The organism is Rothia nasimurium, assembly GCF_928381705.1.
In the GTDB taxonomy this organism is placed as follows: domain Bacteria; phylum Actinomycetota; class Actinomycetes; order Actinomycetales; family Micrococcaceae; genus Rothia; species Rothia nasimurium_G.
Window position 1 is genome coordinate 227,036 of the sequence record NZ_CAKMSR010000002.1, and the last position, 21,420, is coordinate 248,455.

Here is a 21,420-nt window from a genome sequence, read left to right on the forward strand (position 1 = left end):
AGGCTAGTCGAGTTCAAGCCCCAGCAGTGCGTTCTCCACGACCTCGGTCAGGGCCGGGTGGATCCAGTACTGGCCGCGGGCCATATCGCGGGCGCTCAGGCCAAAGCTCATGGCCTGAATCAGGGGCTGAATCAGGGTGGGTGACTCCTCACCGATAAGGTGGGCACCCAGTAGCTCGCCGGTATCCTTGCGGGCGATCAGCTTGCAGACACCTTCACTATCGTCCATAGCCCAGCCGTAGGCTACGTCGCCGAACTTCTGCTCCTTGACGGTAATCTCAAACCCTTCAGCCGCAGCCTGCTCCTGCGCCTGGCTTTCGGTCAGGCCCACAGCGGCAATGGGCGGGTGAGTGAACACAGCAGCGGGCACATAGCGGTGGTCGGTGGCGCGTAGCTGGTCGGGGTGCACGATATTCCACTGCACGGTGCGCATCTCGGCGTTCGCCACGTGCTTGAGCTGGTAGGGGGAGCTCACATCGCCCAGGGCCCAGACGCCCTTGACCGGCTGGCCTCCGGAGAGCACCCGCTGGTACTCATCCACCTGCACCAGGCCCCGCTCATCCACATCAAAGTAGGTGGCAGCATCGAGAGTATCGGAGTTGGGGGTGCGACCCGTTGCCACCAGCACCAGATCAGCGGGCACGGCAACCCGCTCACCGGCGTCCTCAAATACCACCGTCACAGACCCGTCGTCGGCAGCCTCGATAGCCTTCAGGGCGTGGTTGGTGCGCAGGTCCCACTGGCGGGCGGCCTCACGGGTAAAGATCTCGGCAATGGTATCGTCGTGGCTGCGGAGCAGACGGTCTGAGCGCACAGCCTGGGTCACCTGAGCGCCCAGACCCGAGAAGACGTGAGCGAACTCGGCTGCGATGAAGCCACCGCCGATGACCACCACGCGCTCGGGCAACTCATCAATGCGCATGACGGTATCTGAGGTGTGCACCTGGGGCAGGTCAATACCGGGGACCTGGGGCAGGGTAACACGGGAGCCGGTAGCCAGCACCAGCTGGTCAGCGGTCAACTCAAGGCCGGACGCCGTAACCACGCTCCGGGGGCCGGTCAGCTTAGCGTACTCCTCGTAGACATCCACGTTCTCAAGGGACTTCCGCCAGGCCAGCCCGCCCTCACTAATAGCGTCGATACGGCCGAAGATTCGGTCACGAATCTGCCGCCAGGCAGTGTGCTTGTGCTCTAGCTCTACGCCCAGACGGGCAGCGTCCTTGGCGCGGGCAACGGTAGATGCCGGGTAGACGTACATCTTGGTGGGAATACAGCCCACGTTGAGGCAGGTACCGCCGAAGCGGCCGCCGTCGATGATGGCAATCTTCTTGCCCTCGTAGTCCTCGTTGGGCAGGGAGTTACCGGAGCCAGAGCCGATAATGATGAGGTCGTAGTGGCGGGGTGAGCTCATGGGGCTACCTTTCGTGCGGGGTATGTCTGTGGTTTTCAACGGGATAGGCTAATGTTTCATTCCCGGCTGTCAGCTCCACTGCGTGCCTGTGCTGCAGCTTCTGCGTTATCGCGGAAGTTCTTCTGCATCTGGCGGAAAACCAGCACGTTACCGACCACGATGTGCAGGAAGCCCAGAATCATCACATAGATATTCCAGCCGCCCTGCGGGGCAAGAACCCCAGCTAGCAGCAGGATTGCGCCAAAACCAATAATTATCAGGTGAGTTACGTTCATGCTTCCTAGCCTACAGGTAGGGACCAGATTCCTCCCCAAACCCTTCTGCACAGCGCATACAATCGGCACTTTTCTGGTCCCTACTGGGAGCAAAAGAGCGGACGCCCGCCCCAGCTTACGCAAGCCGGGTGCGGGCGTCCGCCCCTTGGGTATTCCTGATACGGGGTTACTTGACGTTGACCACGATCAGCAGGTCACCACCAGCTACCTGGGAGACCTCGTTGTAGACAACGCGCTCGACGGTGCCTGAGACCGCTGAGGTGATGGAGGCTTCCATCTTCATGGCCTCGATGGTGGCTACCTGGTCGCCGGCTGAGATTTCGTCGCCGGGCTTGACCGAGATAGACACGCCACCTGCGAAGGGCGCTGCAATGTGGCCGGGGTTAGAAGCGTCGGCCTTCTCAGCTTCCTTCACGTTGGACTCCACGGAGGTGTCGCGGACGTTGACGGTGCGCTGCTGGCCGTTCAGGGTGCAGATCACCTCGCGCATGCCCTTTTCGTCGGGTTCTGAGATAGCCTGCAGGGTTGCGATCAGGCGCACGCCCTTACCCAGCGAAATCACGTGTTCGCGCTTGAACATCATGCCGTAGAGGAAGTCGCGGGTGTGCAGAATCGACAGGTCGCCGAATTCCTCGCGGGCCTTCTCGAAGTCGCGGGTGGGCCCGGCAAAGAGCAGGCGGTTGAGGGTGGCGCGGCGGGTGGCTGAGTCCCCGTTCAGGGCTTCCAGATCTTCGGCTGACAGGTCGTTGACCGAGGGCTTGGAGAGCTTACGGCCTTCCAGGGCACGGGTACGGAAGGGCTCGGGCCAGCCAGCGGGCGGGGTACCCAGCTCGCCGTTGAGGAAGCCAATTACCGAGTCGGGGATATCGAACTTCTGCGGGTCCTTCTCGAAGTCCTCGGGTGAGACGCCCATGCCAACCAGCTGTAGGGCGAGGTCGCCAACAACCTTCGATGAGGGGGTTACCTTGACGATGTGCCCCAGCATGCGGTCAGCAGCTGCGTACATGTCTTCGATGTCCTCGAAGCGCTCCCCCAGGCCCAGGGCGGTTGCCTGAGCGCGCAGGTTGGAGAGCTGGCCACCGGGGATTTCGTGGGTGTAGACACGACCGGTGGGCGATGACAGGCCCATCTCGAAGGGCTTGTAGATGGCGCGGACGGCTTCCCAGTAGGGTTCCAGCGCGCAGGCAGCTTCCAGGGTGATGGAGGGGGCGCGGTCAGTGTACTGGAGGGCGCCAACCAGGGCGGAGAAGGAGGGCTGGGAGGTGGTACCTGCCATGGAGGCGGTTGCTACGTCGACGACGTCCACGCCTGCCTCAACGGCAGCCAGCAGGGTGCCGACCTGGCCACCTGCGGTGTCGTGGGTGTGCAGGTGAACCGGCAGGTCGAAGCGCTCGCGTAGGGCGGTAACCAGGCGGCGGGCGGCTTCCGGACGCAGCAGGCCGGCCATGTCCTTGATGGCAAGGATGTGTGCGCCGGCTTCTACCACCTGGTCAGCCAGGTTCAGGTAGTAATCCAGGGTGTAGGTCTGCTCGGCAGGGTCCAGCATGTCGCCGGTGTAGCAGATAGCGACCTCGGCAACTGCGGTGCCGGTGGCACGCACGGCCTTGATAGCCGGGGTCATCTGGGAGACGTCGTTGAGGGAGTCGAAGATACGGAAGATATCGACGCCGGTCTCGGCTGCTTCCTTGACGAATGCGTCGGTGACCTCGGTGGGGTACGGGGTGTAGCCCACGGTGTTGCGGCCGCGCAGCAGCATCTGGATGGGCAGGTTGGGCATGGCCGCACGCAGGTGGGCCAGGCGCTCCCAGGGATCCTCGGAGAGGAAGCGCAGGGCGACGTCGTAGGTTGCACCGCCCCAGGCTTCTACTGAGAAGAGCTCGGGGGTTACGTGGGCTACTGCGGGCGCAGCGGCTAGCAGGTCGCGGGTGCGGACGCGGGTGGCCAGCAGGGACTGGTGGGCGTCACGGAAGGTGGTGTCGGTGATCAGCACTTCCTTGGTGTCGCGTACAGCCTTGGCGAACCCTTCGGGGCCCAGTTCGAGCAGGCGCTGACGCCAGCCTGCCGGGGGCTCGTGGGTAGAAGCGTCGAAGGGTGAGCGGTAGGGCTCTTCGGTCTTATCGCCGGGGAAGGCAGGTAGCTTCCAGCGGGGGTCAAGGCCCTCGATACGCTCGCCGTGGGGCTTATTCACGGTGACATTTGCCAGGTACTGCAGGGCCTTGGTGCCGCGGTCAGCTGAGGGCTTCTTGGTCAGCAGCTCGGGGTGCTCATCGATGAAGGGGGTGGAGACGTCACCAGCGCGGAAGGTGGGGTCTTCGAGCACCGCCTTGATGAAGGGGATGTTGGTGGCGACGCCGCGAATACGGAACTCGGCCAGGGCGCGAGAAGCGCGGCGGACGGCGTCCTCAAAGGTGCGGCCACGGCAGGTGAGCTTGACCAGCATGGAGTCGAAGTGGGGTGAAATCTGGGCACCGGTGTAGACGGTACCGCCGTCCAGACGGATGCCAGAGCCACCGGCTGAGCGGTAGTAAGTAACCTTGCCAACGTCGGGGCGGAAGCCGTTCGCTGGGTCTTCGGTGGTGATGCGGGACTGCAGGGCAAAGCCGCGCACGCGCAAATCTTCCTGGCGGATGCCCAGGTCCTCCAGGGTCTCACCGGCAGCAATGCGCATCTGGGACTGTACCAGGTCAACGTCGGTGACCTCTTCGGTCACGGTGTGCTCAACCTGGATACGGGGGTTCATCTCGATAAAGACGTGCTGGCCAGCGCGTTCACCGGCGGTATCAACCAGGAACTCCACGGTACCGGCATTCACGTAGCCCAGTTCCTTGGCGAACTTGACCGCGTCGCGGAAGAGGGCCTGACGGATCTCTTCATCAAGGTTGGGGGCGGGGGCAATCTCAACGACCTTCTGGTGGCGGCGCTGCAGGGAGCAGTCACGCTCAAAGAGGTGAACGATATTGCCCTCACCGTCGGCAAGGATCTGCACCTCAATGTGGCGGGGGCGCAGTACTGCCTGCTCAAGGAAGACAGTGGGGTCACCGAAGGCGGTGTCGGCCTCGCGCATAGCCGCTTCCATAGCGGGGCGCAGATCTTCACGCTTCTCAACGCGGCGCATACCGCGGCCGCCACCACCGGCAACAGCCTTAACGAAGATGGGGAAGCCAATTTCTTCAGCCTCAGCCAGCAGCTTCTCAACATCGGCACTGGGCTCGGTGGACTTGAGCACCGGGATACCGGCACGGCGGGCAGCCTTCAGAGCCTCAACCTTGTTACCGGCCAGTTCCAGAACCTCCGGCGGGGGGCCGATGAAGGTGATACCGGCGTCCGCGGCGGCGCGCGCTAGATCAGGATTCTCCGAGAGGAAGCCGTAACCCGGGTAGATGGCATCAGCGCCGGCTTCTTTGGCGACGCGAATAATCTCCTCAACATCGAGGTAGGCACGGACGGGATGGCCCTCTTCACCAATCGGGTAGGCCTCATCAGCCTGCTGACGGTGAATGGAGTGGCGGTCTTCGTAGGGGAAGACGCCGACGGTCTTAGCGCCGAGCTCGTAGGCCGCACGGTAAGCGCGGATTGCGATTTCGCCGCGGTTAGCGACCAGAATCTTTGAAAACATTTTCTTCCGTTCCGCCCCACCCAGCACAGCGGGGTGCGGTGAGGCTAAGCCACAGTTCGTGTGTGAACACCTCAAATATATCTTTAGACTTCCTAAAGCACCTGGTTTTGTCTCATTTTTTGTGATGCGGGACGTAACGAAAAGATTTTATTGTGAGCATGACTACACGCGATAGGGTGTGAGCTGTGAGCTTCCCTGACTTTCCCTAGCACCTAGCGGCAGGCCCCTGCCCTGTTGGGTAGCATAGAAGGTCAGTGTGTATCCGCCGAATTCGAGAGGCTTTCGTGGCAATGAGCAGCGTGGTAAGTATTAGCAGCCTAAAGGGCGGCGTAGGCAAAACATCGGTCGTGCTGGGGCTGGCCTCTGCCGCTCAGGCCAGCGGGCTCCGCACCCTCGTCATCGACCTCGACCCCCACGGGGACGCCTCAACCGGCCTCGGCGTGAACACCGCCGAAGGCACCGACATGGGCACCATCTTGCTCGCCCCTTCGGATTATTCCCTGGCGGACGAGCTCACCCCCGCTTCGTGGGCTACCCTCGGCAGCCTGGGCAACGCCTCCCGCACCGGACTGGACGCAGGCACCTGGGTTGGGCGCGCGTCCGCCCGTCTCACCGCCCTAGAGCAGCTCGACTCAGCCACCCTGCTCCCCCGCCTGGCAGACCTCCTTGAGCCTGTGCGCGAGAGCTTTGACCTGATTCTCATCGACTGCCCGCCCACCCTGGGCCGTCTCACTGAAATGGCGTGGGCTGCCTCTGACCGGGTGCTGTCTGTCGCCGAGCCTTCCCTCTTCTCTGTCGCGGGCTCCGAGCGCACCCTGCGCGCTATCGCCCGTTTCGAAGCCAATACCCCCTATGCCGTGGAGTCAGCCTCCATCGTGATCAATAAGGTACGCGCAGGCGACCCCGAACACGACTACCGCATCGAGGAAATGAAGGTGCTCTTCGGCGATCTGGTCGCTGAGACTATCCTGCCCGAGACGCACCTGCTCCAGCGCATTCAGGGATCCGCCTACCCGGTGCACTACTGGCCCGAAGAAGAAGCCCAGGAACTCGCCAGCGCCTTCACCGCGCTGCTGGCAGGCCTGCTCGATGTAGCTACGGAATAAGACGTATATGAGGGCACGGAGCTCACGCTTGCTGTTGACCCTCTCGCAGCTTCGCTTCGCTCAGGCGCGATTCACGCCAGCCCCAGCCAACAGCTTCGCCGTGAGCCCGTGCCCTCCCCGTTAGCGCAGCAAAAAACTACCCCTCCATCACATCTGCGAGGCGGGGTAGTTTTCTATGTTCTTTAGGCGCCGGCCTTGCGGGCTCGGCGGGCCGAAAGTTCGTCGTGGATCTCGGTCTCTGCCTGGATTTCCTGGGCGGTGCTTTCGCCGGGCAGTTCGCTCAGCGATACTTCCAGTTCGCGCCAGACACGGCCGATAGCGATGCCGAAGACGCCCTGGCCGGCCTGCACCAGGTCAATGACCTCAGAGGCCGAGGTGCATTCGTAGACCGAGGCACCGTCGGACATAAGGGTGATTCCGGCGAGGTCTTCAACGCCGCGGGAGCGCAGGTGGTCGACCGAGGTGCGAATCTGCTGGAGAGATACGCCGGTATCAAGCAGGCTCTTAACGATTTTGAGTACGAGCACATCGCGGAAAGAGTAAAGACGCTGGGAGCCAGAACCCTGGGCTGAGCGGACGGTGGGCTCCACCAGGTGGGTGCGGGCCCAGTAGTCGAGCTGGCGGTAAGTAATGCCTGCTGCCTTACAGGCGGTGGGGCCGCGGTAGCCCAGGTTTTCATCAACCAGAGAAACAGGGTCGTCAAAGAGGACGCCCTGCTCACCCACCGGTGAGGTGCGGGGCATGACATCTTCAAAGCCCAGCAGGGGCTGATCCATGGGGGCAGGTACGCCTCGCAGCGCGGCGGGAGCGCTAGGTTCACCGTTGTACTGTGTCACGGCTTGAGGTTCCTTCCCTTGAACTAATCATGGACTCTCTTATCCTACCTGCCCGGCCACCCTTTTGTCGGTTAATCGGTCGGCAGGGGCACCGGCGTTTTAACGTGGTTCTGGTCATTAAGACAGACCACGTTCACCCGGTGCCCCTCGCGCAAGGTTAGGTGGGGTTAGTCGAAGCTGGGCATACTCCCGGCTACCAGGGCCATGTGCAGGCGGAGCAGCAGCTGGGCAATATCACCGGCGAGTTCGGCCGCACGGGCCTGGGACTCTTCGTCCTTACGCAGGGCCAGGGGGCCCACCGCGGTTTCAACCAGGTCGACTTCGCGGTCGGCAGCGGCCCGGAAGGCTCGCAGGTGGCGCGGGTGCAGGCCGTGGGCGGTGAGCTGGTCGCTCACCCTCGTAACAGCCAGGTCGTACTGGTCGTACTCTTCTTTGTTGTCTGCCAGCAGACCGTAGTTCATGAGCTCACGTAGCAGGGGCATATCGACCCCGGCTGCCTGGCCCAGCTCACGCAGGGTGTAGGTGCGGGCCGGTTCTGCCTCGGCTGCCGGGCGGGCGCTCGGCAGCTCTTCGGCACCCGGCTGCGCGGACGCGTCCGCCCCGCTCCCCTGCCCCTCGGCAGGTTCGCTACCGGGGGCGGGTGCTAGCCCCGCGTCGATGTCAGCCAGGCGCTGGCGGATCACCTTGAGCGGCAGGTACTGGTCGCGCTGCAGCTGCAGCACAAAACGCAGGCGCTCAATATCTTCTTCGGAGTACTTGCGGTAGCCGGTATTGGTACGCTGCGGGCTCACCAGACCCTTATCTTCAAGAAAGCGAATCTTCGAGGCGCTAATGCCCTCAAATTCCCCTTCAAGGGCGCTGAGCACCTGACCGATGGTCTTATTTTTTGCCCCAGCAGTTTCAGCAGAGTGAGCCTGAGCCATGGTTACTGCCCCTGGCCCTGGTAGAAGGCGAAGTGGAACTTGCCGATGTAGATTTCGTCGCCGTTGCGCAGGTAGGCCTCGTCCACGCGGTCCTTGTTGACGTAGGTGCCGTTCAGGGAGTCAGCATCGGTCAGGATGAAGCTGCCCGCGTTGGGGATGAAGAGGGCGTGGCGGCGGGAGACGGTGACGTCATCCAGGTAGATGTCTGACTGGGGGCTACGGCCTGCGATGATGGGCAGGTCAGCGCCATCTTCGTCGGTTTCGGGGTTCAGGAGGAAGCGCGCGCCCTTGAACTGGCCATCCAGACCAATGAGGACGGCCGACCCGGCGGGCAGGGTTGCCAGCAGGTCGCGTTCTTCGGCGGTGGGGTTATGGGACTGGGATACACCCAGGGCTACCATGGCGATGGTGCTTGTGGGCGGGTGTGCTTCATGCTGGGCCATACGGTCTCGTCCTTATGTCTTCGGGCGGCGGGGCCTACGCCCGTACTGTGCCTGTGTTCTAAACGTTATGTGTGGTGTGGTGTAAGCGGTTCAAGGTCACAAAATGGTAAACAGTGAACCGTTCGTTTAATCTTAGCCACTTCGCTCCTATTCTGCCCAGTTCATGCCGTGTTCTCTCACCAAATTTTCCTGATTTTTACCGAACGCAAAAGGGCCGCCCTTTCACATAGAAAAGGCGGCCCTCGCAGGCGGTCGTAACCGGGCGTTCTAGCCGTTTTTTAGGCGATTTCTGCCTCGTAATCAGCGGCTGAGAGCAGTCCCTCAAGGTCTGCGGCGTCGCTGGGGCGAACTTCGATCAGCCAGCCAGCGCCGTAGGGATCTGAGTTGACGGTTTCGGGAGCATCAGCCAGGTCTTCGTTGACGGCAACAACTTCACCGGCAATAGGGGCAAAGAGGTCAGAGACGCTCTTGGTGGATTCAATTTCGCCGAAGGTTGCTTCTGCGTCGATGGTTTCGCCTACCTCGGGCAGATCGACGTAGACTACGTCGCCCAGTTCGCCCTGTGCGTGGTCGGTGACGCCGATACGGACGGTGCCATCAGCGGTGAGTTCACTGACCCACTCGTGCTCTTTGGTGTACTTGAGTTCTGCAGGAACGTTGCTCATCGGAGGTGTCCTTTTCTTTCGTGGGACTTTTGTGGGAGTGCCGATCGAGGTGCGTGAAACTCGACGAGGTGAGCTCCGACGAGGGAGAAGGAGCTCTCACCTAACGATTATATGACACAGGGTACAGGTGCTGGTGGCGGGCGCCACCGAAACGACCGGGTTTTCTCTTAAATAAAAAAGGACGCCCCACCCCACTTCCCTACGCCGGGGAAGCGGGGTGGGGCGTCCTTACCTAGACCTCTTAGATAACACCCTCAGAGAACTTGTAGGGGTTACCGAAGCGGTGGGCGGTGATGGAGACTGCCTGCTCGCGCACGAAGGGCAGCATCTCGATGCGGCCGGCTTCGGTGACAGGCTGGAAGTAGACCGCGATGTCGGGGCGGCCGTCGAGTGCCTCGTAGATGCTGGTGACGTCGCTACCGATGTAGCGGATGCGGGCACCTTCGAAGGCGGTTCCCTCAAGCTGCTTTGAGGGGGTCTTTGCAATCTTGGCCAGCGAAGCCCGGTAGGCGGCGTCGCTCTGGTCAAGCAGGGTGACGCCTGCGCTGCGCAGGGCGCCGGCAACAGCTACCGGGATGCTCTGGCCGGTGGAGAACTCGATGGTGGCACCGGCTGCTACACCTGCAAGGAGCACGCGCAGGGCACGGTCGCGGTCGCCGTTCTCGTCCAGTCGTACCTGAACAGTGGTGGGTAGGTAGCGCAGGATGTTGCGCTCAACGCCCAGCTGGCTGGGGTCGTGGCCTACACCGAATTCAGTAGCCCAGGCTTCGGCATCGGAGCTAGCCGCGCGGGCCAGCATGTCCAGGGAGCCGTCGTTGGTGGCGGTGGGTTCGCGCAGGGCAGCCAGAATGGAGCGGACGCCCGCGTGTGAGGGGGCGGTGGTGGCGGTGGACTCTGCGGTTTCCCAGTCGGAGAGGGCAACCAGGTAGTTGGGGCCACCGGCCTTGGTGCCGGAACCTACGGTTGACTTCTTCCAGCCGCCAAAGGGCTGACGCTGCACGATAGCGCCGGTGATACCGCGGTTGACGTAGAGGTTACCTGCCTGAACCTTGGAGAGCCAGAGTTCCAGCTCGCCGGAGTCAAGGGAGTGCAAGCCAGCGGTCAGACCGTAGTCGGTGGCGTTCTGCAGTTCGATAGCCTCTTCGAGGGTAGCGGCCTTCATGACGCCCAGGATGGGGCCGAAGTACTCGGTCAGGTGGTATTCGCTGCCGGGCTTGACGCCTGCGCGAACGCCGGGTGACCAGAGGCGGCCGGTCTCATCGAGCTGTTCGGGCTTGATGATCCAGGTTTCCCCCTCACCCAGGGTAGTCAGGCCGCGCTTGAGCTTGCCCTCGGGCTTCTCGATGACGGGGCCCATTTCTGATTCGATGTCCTGGGGGTGGGCAACGTGCAGGGACTTCACGGCGTCAACCAGCTGGTTGTAGAAGCGCTTGGACTCCCCTACCGAACCAACCAGAATCACGGTGGATGCAGCCGAGCACTTCTGGCCTGCGTGGCCAAAGGCTGAGTAGACGACGTCCTTGACCGCCAGGTCGAGGTCGGCATTGGGGGTGACGATGATGGAGTTCTTGCCGGAGGTCTCGCCGAAGAGGGGCAGGTCCTTACGCCAGGATCGGAACATCTCGGCGGTCTCGTAGCCACCGGTCAGAATCAGGCGGTCAACGGCGGGGTGGGCAATCATCTTTGAACCGGCGTCGCGGTCGGTGACCTTGACCAGGCGCAGGGCCTCGCGGGGTACACCAGCTTCCCACAGCACCTCAGCAATGAGAGCACCGATGCGGGCGGTGTTGGAGGCGGGCTTGAAGATAACCGCTGAACCCGCTGCCAGGGCTGAGATAACGCCACCGACGGGGATTGCGGTGGGGAAGTTCCACGGCGGGATGACCAGGGTTAGCTTGACCGGGCGGTGCTGGGCGCCGTCTACCGAGTCGAGGCGCTCTGCCAGCATGGCGTAGTAGTAGGCGAAGTCAACGGCTTCTGAGACTTCAACGTCGCCCTGGTCCAGGGTCTTGCCAGCCTCGTGGGCCATGATTTCCATGAAGTCGCCGCGGCGTACTGCCAGGGCTACAGCTACCTTACGCAGAATCTCGGCACGCTCTGAGGCGGGGCGGGCACCCCAGGCCTCGCCAGCTGCCACGGTCTCGGCAACTAGGGTTTCGGCGTCCTCGGCAGAACCCAGCTCATTGGCGGCCAGGGTTTCGATACCGATCTGGGTGGTCTTTGAACGCTCCAGGATAGCGCGGCCCCACTCGCGGTTACCTGCCAGGGCGGGGTCGGTATCGGGGGTGTTTTCGAAGGTGCCGTCGGCGGGCTTGAATACGTTCTCTTCGGTTTCTTCCAGACGGTTCTGGGTACGCTGCGGGGGCTGTACCTCGTCGGTGACCTCATTCAGGGAACGCAGGAAGCGGTTCTTCTCGCGGTCAAAGAGGGCCAGTGAAGAATCGAGGTCAAAGACGGCGCTCATGAAGTTCTCGCTTGAGGCGTTTTCCTCCAGGCGGCGAACCAGGTAGGAGATTGCGACGTCGAACTCTTCGGGGCGTACGACGGGGGTATAGAGCAGCAGGTGGCCTACGCGCTGGCGAATGACCTCAGCCTGCTGGGAGGCCATACCGATGAGCATTTCGAACTCGATGTCCTTTTCGACACCGCGGTCTTCGGCCAGCAGCAGGGCGAAGGCGACGTCGAAGAGGTTGTGGCCGGCAACACCCAGGCGGATGTTCTTGGTGTGCTCGGGCTGCAGGGCGTAGTTGAGGATGCGCTTGTAGTTGGTATCTGAGTCCTGCTTGGAGTCGCAGGTGGTCAGGGGCCAACCGTGTACAGCGGCTTCAACCTTCTCCATAGAAAGGTTGGCACCCTTAACCAGGCGGACCTTAATACGGGCACCACCGGCCTCAACGCGCTTAGCTGCCCATTCCTGCAGGCGCTGCATCGCAGCCAGGGTGTCGGGCAGGTAGGCCTGGAGCACGATACCGGCTTCGAGGTTCTTCAGGTGGGGCTGGTCAAGGATCTTGGTGAAGACCTCGATGGTCATATCGAGGTCCTTGTACTCTTCCATATCCAGGTTGATGAACTTCTGGACAGGAGAGTTAGCGGCTAGCTCGTAGAGAGGGGTCAGGCGGCGGACGGCTTCGTCCACGACTTCTTCGAAGGCCCAGTGGGAGTGGGGGCCAGATACCGAGGAAACCTTAATGGAAACGTAGTCGACGTCGTCGCGGGCCAGCAGGCGCTTGGTCTCGGTCAGACGGCGCTCTGCTTCGCGGTCGCCGAGCACTGCTTCGCCCAGCAGGTTGATGTTGAGCTTGTTGCCGGTTGAGGTGAGGTGCTTGATGGCGGGGCCCAGCTTTTCGTCGCGGGCATCGACAATCAGGTGGCCGACCATCTGGCGCAGGACGGTGCGGGCGATCGGCACGGTGGGCCAGGAGGCCTTAGCGGCCAGCTTGCCACCCAAACCTACGGCGCTCTTCATGTACCAGGGAAGGAAGGAGGGCACGATGGGGGCAATGCGGCCCAGGTTCTTACCGGCAACGGCCTGGTCTTCGGGGCGTACCACACCGTCGACAAAGCCGACGGTAAATTCAAGGCCGTTGGGGTCCTTCAGGACGCCTGCCAGCTTCTCTGCTGCGGGGTCGGCGGGGATGTTCTGGGCTGCTTTGACCCAGTCCGCGACGAGCTGGACGGCCTGGTCAGCTAGCTGCTGATGGTGGGTATCGCTAAAAGGCTGTGCCAAGGGTGGTACCTCCTGCTAGCCCGCACAAGGGCGGGGTGAATTTGTTGCTTGTTATCCATTTCACCATCTTTAGGTGTAAGTTACACTATTAGAAAAAATGAATATTATTTAGGCAGTACGTTTAGTTCTGCTAATCTGTATTCGTGACGCTATTCACCCCTTCCTAAGGAGTGCCCCATGTACGATTTGCGCCGCCTGGCCATGCTGCTTGAGATCCACGAGCGAGGCACGCTCGCCGCTACAGCTAAAGACCTACACCTGACGTCCTCCGCTATATCCCAGCAGATAACCACCCTGGAAAAAGAGGTGGGCACTCCCCTGCTGCGTAAGGTGGGGCGCCGAGTGGAGCTGACCACCGAGGCCCTAATTCTGGTGGAGAGCACCCGCAATATTTTGAAGGAGCTGGACGCCGCCCGCACCCGCATCACCCTGCTGGAGGGGGTACCTGCCGGGCAGGTACGACTGGCGATTTTCCAATCGGCAGCCAAGGCTCTGTTGCCGGGCGCCCTGGCTCATCTGGCGGAGCACGCCCCGCAGGTGCAGCTGCACGTGGTGCAGATTGACCCCGAAACCGGTCTCTCACTGACCCGAAGCCGGGAGTTTGACCTTGTGATTGCGGAGTCCTACCCCCACCACTACATTCCCGAGTACCCCGAGCTCACCTCTGAACTCTTGACCGAGGACGCCCTCAACCTAGTAGTTGCCACCGATTCCGAGGTTGAGAGCTTGGACGATGCAGCCCGCCTGCCCTGGGTTTTTGAGGGTGAGCATAATACGTCACGCACCTGGGGTATCAATCAGTGCCGGGCTGCGGGGTTTGAGCCGCAGGTGCGCTATGTAATCGATGATTTGAACACGCATTTGCAGCTGGCAGCGGGCGGGGCAGCGGCCATTATGCCGTCCTTTGCCCTGCCCGCTGCCGGCAACGAGTTGAGCCGGGCACACGGGGTGAAGGCTATTCCGCTGCCAGGTGCCCCCTACCGCGAAATTTATGTGGCTACCCGCACCGAAAGCACAGGCCAACCCGCTATTAGGGCGGTGAAGGACGCCCTGCAAACAGCGGTGGACACTCCCCCGCATCTGGACCCAAAAAGAAGGCAGTAAAACACATGTTCACCCTTTTTTCAGTTGCAGAGACCCCCATCGCCCAAGATTTTTCCCTTGACCCCACCGTACTGGCTGAAGTAGCTGACACTCCATGCCTAGGGCGCTTACTCTCTTCCCATGTACTTGAGGTTGAATCTCTGAGTTATTTGGGTAGCCAAGCCCCCACCGCGGCAATGGAAAACCTGGGACCTGCCCTTCGCTATTCCATAGAACGGCGGATTTGCCTCTGGCTCGGTCTTGTAGATGTAAATGACCTACCCCGTATCCAGGCTATTCTTGGTGACTCCTGCCAAGTAGCGGGCCCAGAAGTCAGCCCACCTGAGAGCTGGAAACACCGTCTACCTACAAGCTCCAGCGTCCAGCCCATCGCCGTCAGCCCCCAGCGACTCCTGCGGATCCTCCTAGCCCCCTCCAGCCCCCTCCAAGAATGTACCCTGCGGCACCTTGAAGGCATCGACCCCAAACGTATAGCCAGGTCAGAACTCCTTGAGCTGCAGAGCAAGGGAATCCCCATGGTTCCCCGCTCCCTACCATTCCGGCTAGCCCATTCACCGATAGTGTGGGCCTACGCCCTGATCATGCTCTATTCGGCATGCCGGGCAATTCCGGTGGCCTTCCTGCCAGGTTTCCAGGGCAACATATGGATACTGTGGGGCCTAGACGTCGGCGGGGCCCTCCCCTATGCCTGGGGTGTCATTGCCATGTTTACCGCCCAAAAGGTCCTGGTACGCCTTGCCGCCCTCGTCCTTGCGCTTATTACCTTCCTGGCCCCCTATGCCTATTTCTGGTCCGCTGGCCAACACTACCCTTTCTATGTCAATGTCATTGTGGCCTGCATTATCACCTGCGCGGTAGGATTTGAAGTTTTCCGATATATACGCGAAAAACGGGTGCGGGCCCGAGTAGCTCAGGCAGGCGCTCCCCCTTTTCACCGATAACTGCGGTGGGTGCTTATCCTAGTCAGCCAGTTTTCTGGGCTGCTCTGCACCGAAGAAGGTCCGCCAGGCACAGGTGACAACGAACCAGCCCCCGCTGATCCAAAAAGCCACCAGCAACCAGAAGGGTTTTGCGGGGGCAAGGGCAATGAGGGCAGCCGTTGCTGCAATCCAAACAGTGATAGCTGCGATGTTAATACCCATAAACCTCTTCACACGGAAAGGATGGGTGTAATAGGTGGGGGTCAGGGTCAAGACGGCCAGGAGGACGATAGCAATGATATTGAAGGTGGCACCGGTGCCCATAATAAACATCACGGCAGCAACGATATTCCAGGCTGCGGGGAACCCAACGAAGTAGAAATCGCTGGATTTCCACTGTTCGTTGGCGTAGCAAAACATGGAAGAGGTCAGAACCAGAATAACGAGGGCCAAGGCCACAGGCTGCGGGCCGAGTGGTAGGGCAAGGTACATGAAGAGGGCAGGGATGAAGGTCCAGGTGAGGTAGTCGACGGCGATGTCGACGATTCCTCCGTCAAACCAGGGGATGACGTCCTTAACCCGGGCCTTACGGGCCAGGGTTCCGTCAACAGCGTCAACGACTAAGGCAATGCCCAGCCACAGCCACATAGCGGTGTAGTCCCCTTCTATGAGGGCGATCCCGGCGAGGGTTGCCCAGGCGAGGCCTGTGAGAGTGAAGGCGTGGACGAGCCAGGCGGCTAGTCGCTGTTTGGCGGTTGGCATGGTTGCCCTTTCTGGCGTATGAAGTGGCTGCTGAGGTCTAAGGGTCAGTCTCTACTGTAGCTGTTTTTGGTCCCGACCCTCAGCGTCCAGTGCCCACTTTTCTTTCGAATGTCTGTAAGATTTTCGGACGTTCGAAAGAAAGGCGGGCAGCTGAGGCCAGTGTTGGTAGCTGGCACCGCCGCCAGAAGAAAAGCCTAGAGAAGCCTTTCTGCCAGGTCTGCCTCTACCACCAGGTCGGTGATCGCGCCGGTGGCTAGGGCGGCCCGCAGGGCAACTGCGCGGTGGCGGCCAGCAGCCGCGCACACCCGTCGTCCGATCTTCACCAGCTCAGCCGGGGTGGGACCGGTGGCCCGCTGGTTGACCGCCAAATCAGCCCAGGTACCGTCCTCCCGGATCATGACGGTGCACAAGTCCCCCACAATCCCCTCAGTCTGCAGCTGCCGCATCTGCTCACCATCAAAATAGCCACCGCTATAGACATGCGATTTCAGCTCACCACCGAAAGCACCCACACCAAAGAGGGCGACATCAACCTGCCGCTGCACCGCCAGCACACCGCGGACAGCCCGCTCCCGCCACATAGCAGCCTTGGTATCGGCAAAATCAAAGAAGGCAGGTACCGGAAAATGAACCATCTGGGCCCCGTAGGCAGCTGACACCTGCCCCAGAATCGCCCCCGAATAGGGAATGCCCGTATGCACCGCGTTGCCCGCCCCGTTGAGCTGAACCACAGTGACACCGGTCAAAGGACGCTTGGGGAGGAACTGGGCAACCTCGGTGACCGTAGAACCCCAGGCAACCCCCAGAGTAGTGCCGGGAACCATCAAAGAATCCACCAGGTTCGCTGTAGCTATTGCCACCCGGCGCATCCGGGCCTGCTCAGTTGCATGACCGGGGGCCCGCACCACCGTAGCTCTGACCCGGTACATATCAGAAAGACGTTTTTCAAGGGGGTCGGACCGGTAGGCGCGTTCATGAATTTGAATAGTTACAACCCCGGTTTCACGAGCCGTTTTGAGCAGGCGGGATACCGTTGGCCGAGACACCCCCAGGCGGCTGGCAATCGCTGCCATGGTCTGATGTTCCCCGTAGTAAAGGTGGGCTGCTTCAACCACCTGATTCTGACTTTTGTTCACCACCCCTCCATCATAGATGAAACTTCGTTCACCCAGCTGGCCTAACCTACACCCAGTGATTGAAATAGTGTCAAAGACAATAACAGGCAACCCGTCGCAAGGAAGATCCCCATGACTGCCACCTTCACCACCCAATCCCACCTCACCGCAGAAACCCGCACCCAGGCCCTAGCCACCATGACCGATGAAGCGGGCGTAGACGTCCTCATCATCGGCGGCGGCGTGACCGGCGCAGGCATCGCCCTGGACGCCGCAACCCGCGGCCTACGCACCGCCATCGTTGAGGCAGGCGACTGGGCAGCTGGCACCAGCGCTTGGTCCTCCAAGCTCGTGCACGGCGGCCTGCGCTACCTCTACAACCTCGACTTCAAACTGGTTGCCGAAGCTCTCAAGGAGCGCGGCCTGCTGCTCGAACGCACTGCCCCCCACCTGGTCAAGGCCCAGCCCTTCCTCTGGCCCCTCAAAATGCCCGTGATTGAGCGCGCCTACTCCGCTGTGGGTATCGGCATGTACGACACCATGGCCTTCGCCGGTGCCGGCGGCCACCGCACCGTGCCCGCCCAGCGCCACTTCACCAAGGAAGGCACCAAGAAGGTCTTCCCCGGTATCAAAGATTCAGCCTTCACCGGCGCTATTCAGTTCTACGATGCCCGCGTGGACGACGCCCGCCTGGTCATCGACCTCGTCCGCACCGCCGCAGGCTACGGCGCTCTGGCAGCTTCCCGCACCCAGGTCACCGCTATTAACAAGGACGCCGCCGGTCGAGTCACCGGCGCCCAGATCGTAGACCTTGAAACCGGCGACGAGAAGACCGTCAAGGCCGCCCATATCATCAACGCAACCGGCGTGTGGACCGAAGAGTCAGAGTCCATGGCAACCAAGGAGCAGGGTCTGAAGGTGCTGGCTTCTAAGGGCGTGCACATCACCGTGCCCCGCGACCGTATCAAGGCAACCAGCGGTATCTTCACCAAGACCGAAAAGTCCGTGCTCTTCATCATCCCCTGGCAGCGCTACTGGATCATCGGTACCACCGATACCCCCTACACCGAGGACCGCGAGCGCCCCGTCGCCACCAAGGCTGACATTCGCTACGTGCTCGACCAGGCCAATAAGCTGATTGCCGATGAGCTGACCGAGGCCGATATCATTAGCTCTTACGCTGGTCTGCGCCCCCTGCTGCAGCCGGTGGCTAAGAAGGGTGAGAACGCCGCATCGACCAAGGTGTCGCGTGAGCACACCGTCATGGAAATCGCCCCGGGTATGAGCGCTATTGCCGGTGGTAAGCTGACCACCTACCGCGTGATGGCTGAGGACGCCGTGGACTTTGCCCTGGGCGACCGCGCTAAGACCCTGCCCTCTGTCACCGAGAACATCAAGCTGGTCGGTGCTGAAGGTTATGAAGCTTTGGCTGCCCGCGCCGATGCGCTGGCCGCTGAGAACGGCTGGGATGCTGCCCGCGTGGAGCACCTGCTGGAGCGCTACGGCGCTGAGCTGGCCGATATTATCGCCCTCATCAAGGAAGACCCTTCCCTGGGTACTCCCCTGGCGCAGGCCCCCCAGTTCCTGCGGGCCGATGTGGCCATGGCCGTGCGTGCCGAAGGTGCCCTGCACCTTGAGGACGTGCTGGTGCGCCGCGTCCGCCTGGATCTTGAGGCTACCGACCGCGGCCTGTCCGCCGCCGACGAGATCCTTGAGATTATGGCCGCTGAACTTGGCTGGGACGAGGCCACCGTGGCCCGCGAAAAGGCGATTTACGCCGAGCGGGTTGAGGCTATCGCCGCAGCTGAAACCCATACCGAGGACGCGGACGCCGCGGCTGAGGTTCTCGGGGCAACCCACGTGGCTCCCCGACGTCCTGTCACTACTCTCCACTAAAACATCATTAATCACTAACAACTGCCGGGTGCCCGTTTCGGGCACCCGGCCCGCACAGAAAATACGAGGTCAACGATGAGCTCACTACTGGTAGCTGGCGCTGAAGCTAGCGTCCAGGCAAGCGCCCTTATCTCAGCAGACGGCAATGCGACCCTGCTTGGCGCTTTTGTTTCTGAAGTTATCGGTACCGGCATTCTGATTCTGCTGGGTGCTGGCGTGTGTGCCGCAGTTACCCTGCCCAAGTCAGCCGCTAAGAATACCGACTGGCTGACCATCGCCTTTGGTTGGGGTTTTGCGGTTTTCGCGGCCGTTTATATGTCTGCCCCTTCAGGTGCTCACCTCAACCCCGCTGTTACCCTGGGTCTGTTGATTGCTGGCAACGACTTTGCCCCCGGAATTGCACCCGGTATCGGTAACTTCTTCGTCTACGTCGCAGCCCAGATGATCGGCGCCTTCCTCGGCGCCTGGGGCGCCTACCTGGTCTACAAGAAGCACTTCGATGAGGCAGAGCCCGGAACCACCAAGGGCATCTTCTCCACCGGCCCGGCCATCCGCTCCTACGGTTGGAACACCGTGACTGAGGCCTTCGGCGCTTTCGTTCTGGTGGGCTTCGTCCTGGCCTCCGGCAGCACCCCCTCGGGTCTTGGCCCTCTAGCTGTCGCCTTCATCGTTGTAGCAATCGGCCTCTCCCTGGGTACCCCCACCGGCTACGCCATCAACCCCGCCCGCGACCTGGCTCCCCGTATCGCCCACGCCCTTATGCCCATCAAGGGTAAGGGTTCCTCCGACTGGGCCTACGCCTGGGTTCCCGTTGTTGGCCCCCTCATCGGTGCAGCAGCAGCTGCCATCCTCGTCCCCGCTCTGCTGGTCTAAGCCGAGCACCGGCGTCCGCGCCCTAAACTAAAGACAACCCCTTACCGCGCCAAGGACGGCGCGCACACGAAAAGAGAAAAACCATGTCACAGCTCCCCGAGCGTAAGAAGTACGTCCTCTCCATCGACCAGGGCACCACCAGCTCCCGCGCCATTCTCTTCACCAAGTCCGGTGAAATCAAGAGCGTCGGCCAGTACGAGCACGAACAGATCTTCCCCAAGGCTGGCTGGGTTGAACACGATCCGCTGGAAATCTGGGAGAACGTCCGCAAGGCCGTCGGTGAAGCCCTCACCAAGGCAGAGGTTAACCACCACGAAATCGCCGCCGTCGGCATCACCAACCAGCGTGAAACCGCCGTTGTCTGGGACAAGAACACCGGTAAGCCCGTCTACAACGCCATCGTTTGGCAGGACACCCGCACCCAGAAAATCTGCGACGAGCTGGCTGGTGAGGACGGCCCCGGTAAGTACCACGATATCGTCGGTCTCAACCTGGCCACCTACTTCTCAGGCCCCAAGGTCAAGTGGATCCTCGACAACGTCGAAGGCGCCCGTGAGAAGGCAGAAGCAGGCGATTTGCTCTTCGGTAACACCGACACCTGGGTGCTCTGGAACCTGACCGGTGGTGTTGAGGGCGGCGTACACGTCACCGACGTCACCAACGCTTCCCGCACTCTGCTGATGAATATCAAGACCCTTCAATGGGACGAATCAATTGCCGCTGACATGGGCATTCCCATGAGCATGCTGCCCGAGATCAAGTCCTCCTCCGAAATCTACGGCTACGGCCGCTCCAAGGGCCTGCTCAACGGCACCCCCATCTCAGGTATTCTGGGCGACCAGCAGGCAGCCACCTTTGGCCAGGCTTGCTTCGAAAAGGGCATGGCCAAGAACACCTACGGCACCGGTAACTTTATGCTCATGAACACCGGTAACAAGCCCGTTATCTCAGAAAACGGCCTGCTCACCACCGTGGCCTACAAGCTGGGTGACGCCGACCCCGTCTACGCCCTCGAAGGCTCCGTTGCGGTCTCCGGCTCCCTGATCCAGTGGCTGCGCGACAACCTCAAGATGATCGACAACGCCTCCGAGTCAGAAGAACTGGCGACCAGCGTTGAGAACTCCGGCGGCGCCTACGTCGTCCCCGCATTCTCCGGCCTCTTCGCTCCCCACTGGAAGTCAGATGCCCGCGGCGTCATCGTTGGCCTGACCCGCTACGTCAACCGCGCACACATCGTCCGCGCTGCTCTTGAAGCAACCGCCTTCCAGACCCGCGAAGTGCTGGACGCCATGAACGCCGACGCCGAGGCAGCCGGCACCAAGGTTTCCCTAGAGGAACTGCGCGTGGACGGCGGTATGACCGCCAACGAGTTCCTCATGCAGTTCCAGGCTGACCTGCTGGGCGTACCCGTCATCCGTCCCAAGGTCATTGAAACCACCGCCCTGGGTGCCGCCTACGCCGCAGGTATCGCCGTCGGCTTCTGGGACGGTGAGCAGGACGTCATCGACAACTGGTCCGAAGACAAGCGCTGGGAACCCCAGATGGACAAGGACGAGGTCGAACGCCAGTACCGCCTGTGGAAGAAGGCTGTCTCCAAGACCCTGGACTGGGTCGATGAGGACGTCGAACAGGACTAAGCACCCGGCTAAGTCGCAATCTAGCGCTAGGCTGGTTGTCTTGCGCTGAAACAATAGCCCTGCATCGTCACCTACCGGTGAGGTGCAGGGCTATTTGTATACCGCCGAACTA

Annotated in this window: 16 protein-coding genes; 6 read left to right on the top strand and 10 right to left on the bottom strand. The window is 61.5% G+C overall.

The features are described from left to right. Window positions 1–3: 3 nt before the first annotated feature. The 3 genes from L6762_RS02730 to L6762_RS02740 form a co-directional block, all read right to left on the bottom strand. Window positions 4–1,410 (bottom strand): mycothione reductase, encoded by a 1,407-nt coding sequence (locus tag L6762_RS02730; RefSeq protein WP_237185451.1) that lies wholly within the window; start codon window positions 1,408–1,410, stop codon window positions 4–6. Between the two features lie 56 nt (window positions 1,411–1,466). Continuing rightward, window positions 1,467–1,685, bottom strand: a complete 219-nt coding sequence (locus L6762_RS02735; RefSeq protein WP_237185452.1) for a hypothetical protein — start codon at window positions 1,683–1,685, stop codon at window positions 1,467–1,469. Window positions 1,686–1,851: 166 nt separating this feature from the next. Then, on the bottom strand, window positions 1,852–5,301 hold the full coding sequence (locus L6762_RS02740; RefSeq protein ID WP_237185453.1) for a pyruvate carboxylase: 3,450 nt from the start codon (window positions 5,299–5,301) through the stop codon (window positions 1,852–1,854). Between the two features lie 290 nt (window positions 5,302–5,591). Between L6762_RS02740 and L6762_RS02745 the strand changes: the two genes are divergently transcribed. After that, on the top strand, window positions 5,592–6,407 hold the full coding sequence (locus L6762_RS02745) for a ParA family protein (RefSeq protein ID WP_237185567.1): 816 nt from the start codon (window positions 5,592–5,594) through the stop codon (window positions 6,405–6,407). A 182-nt stretch (window positions 6,408–6,589) separates the two neighbouring features. Here the strand turns inward: L6762_RS02745 and L6762_RS02750 are convergent, their stop codons facing one another. The 5 genes from L6762_RS02750 to L6762_RS02770 all read right to left on the bottom strand — a co-directional run bounded on the left by L6762_RS02750 (window position 6,590) and on the right by L6762_RS02770 (window position 13,001). After that, on the bottom strand, window positions 6,590–7,183 hold the full coding sequence (locus L6762_RS02750; protein ID WP_185174822.1) for a MerR family transcriptional regulator: 594 nt from the start codon (window positions 7,181–7,183) through the stop codon (window positions 6,590–6,592). Window positions 7,184–7,410: 227 nt separating this feature from the next. Then, window positions 7,411–8,166 carry a MerR family transcriptional regulator gene (locus L6762_RS02755; protein ID WP_237185454.1) on the bottom strand — a complete coding sequence of 252 codons (756 nt, stop codon included), beginning with the start codon at window positions 8,164–8,166 and terminating at the stop codon, window positions 7,411–7,413. 2 nt (window positions 8,167–8,168) lie between these two features. Next, window positions 8,169–8,609 (bottom strand): FHA domain-containing protein, encoded by a 441-nt coding sequence (locus L6762_RS02760; protein ID WP_237185455.1) that lies wholly within the window; start codon window positions 8,607–8,609, stop codon window positions 8,169–8,171. A gap of 278 nt (window positions 8,610–8,887) precedes the next feature. Continuing rightward, entirely contained in the window at window positions 8,888–9,274 is a 387-nt protein-coding gene (gene gcvH, locus L6762_RS02765) for a glycine cleavage system protein GcvH (RefSeq protein ID WP_237185456.1), read from the bottom strand. A gap of 241 nt (window positions 9,275–9,515) precedes the next feature. Further along, window positions 9,516–13,001 carry a proline dehydrogenase family protein gene (locus tag L6762_RS02770; protein ID WP_237185457.1) on the bottom strand — a complete coding sequence of 1,162 codons (3,486 nt, stop codon included), beginning with the start codon at window positions 12,999–13,001 and terminating at the stop codon, window positions 9,516–9,518. Window positions 13,002–13,178: 177 nt separating this feature from the next. Between L6762_RS02770 and L6762_RS02775 the strand changes: the two genes are divergently transcribed. Next, on the top strand, window positions 13,179–14,105 hold the full coding sequence (locus L6762_RS02775) for a LysR family transcriptional regulator (RefSeq protein WP_237185458.1): 927 nt from the start codon (window positions 13,179–13,181) through the stop codon (window positions 14,103–14,105). Between the two features lie 5 nt (window positions 14,106–14,110). Beyond that, a complete protein-coding gene (locus L6762_RS02780) occupies window positions 14,111–15,046 on the top strand; it encodes a hypothetical protein (RefSeq protein ID WP_237185459.1) in 936 nt (311 codons plus the stop codon). Between the two features lie 18 nt (window positions 15,047–15,064). On the opposite strand, the gene L6762_RS02785 is transcribed toward L6762_RS02780, so the two are convergent. Together L6762_RS02785 and L6762_RS02790 are read right to left on the bottom strand one after the other, a co-directional pair. Beyond that, complete coding sequence (locus tag L6762_RS02785) at window positions 15,065–15,787, bottom strand: CDP-alcohol phosphatidyltransferase family protein (RefSeq protein WP_237185460.1); 723 nt, start codon at window positions 15,785–15,787, stop codon at window positions 15,065–15,067. A 194-nt stretch (window positions 15,788–15,981) separates the two neighbouring features. Next, complete coding sequence (locus L6762_RS02790) at window positions 15,982–16,923, bottom strand: sugar-binding transcriptional regulator (RefSeq protein ID WP_237185461.1); 942 nt, start codon at window positions 16,921–16,923, stop codon at window positions 15,982–15,984. 111 nt (window positions 16,924–17,034) lie between these two features. On the opposite strand from L6762_RS02790, the gene L6762_RS02795 reads away from it, so the two are divergent. The 3 genes from L6762_RS02795 (at window position 17,035) to glpK (ending at window position 21,308) form a co-directional block, all read left to right on the top strand. Beyond that, window positions 17,035–18,798 (top strand): glycerol-3-phosphate dehydrogenase/oxidase, encoded by a 1,764-nt coding sequence (locus tag L6762_RS02795; RefSeq protein ID WP_237185462.1) that lies wholly within the window; start codon window positions 17,035–17,037, stop codon window positions 18,796–18,798. A 75-nt stretch (window positions 18,799–18,873) separates the two neighbouring features. Continuing rightward, entirely contained in the window at window positions 18,874–19,671 is a 798-nt protein-coding gene (locus L6762_RS02800; RefSeq protein WP_237185463.1) for an MIP/aquaporin family protein, read from the top strand. Between the two features lie 83 nt (window positions 19,672–19,754). Next, window positions 19,755–21,308, top strand: coding sequence for a glycerol kinase GlpK (glpK, locus tag L6762_RS02805; protein ID WP_237185464.1), 1,554 nt, complete (start codon window positions 19,755–19,757; stop codon window positions 21,306–21,308). Window positions 21,309–21,420 lie beyond the last annotated feature (112 nt).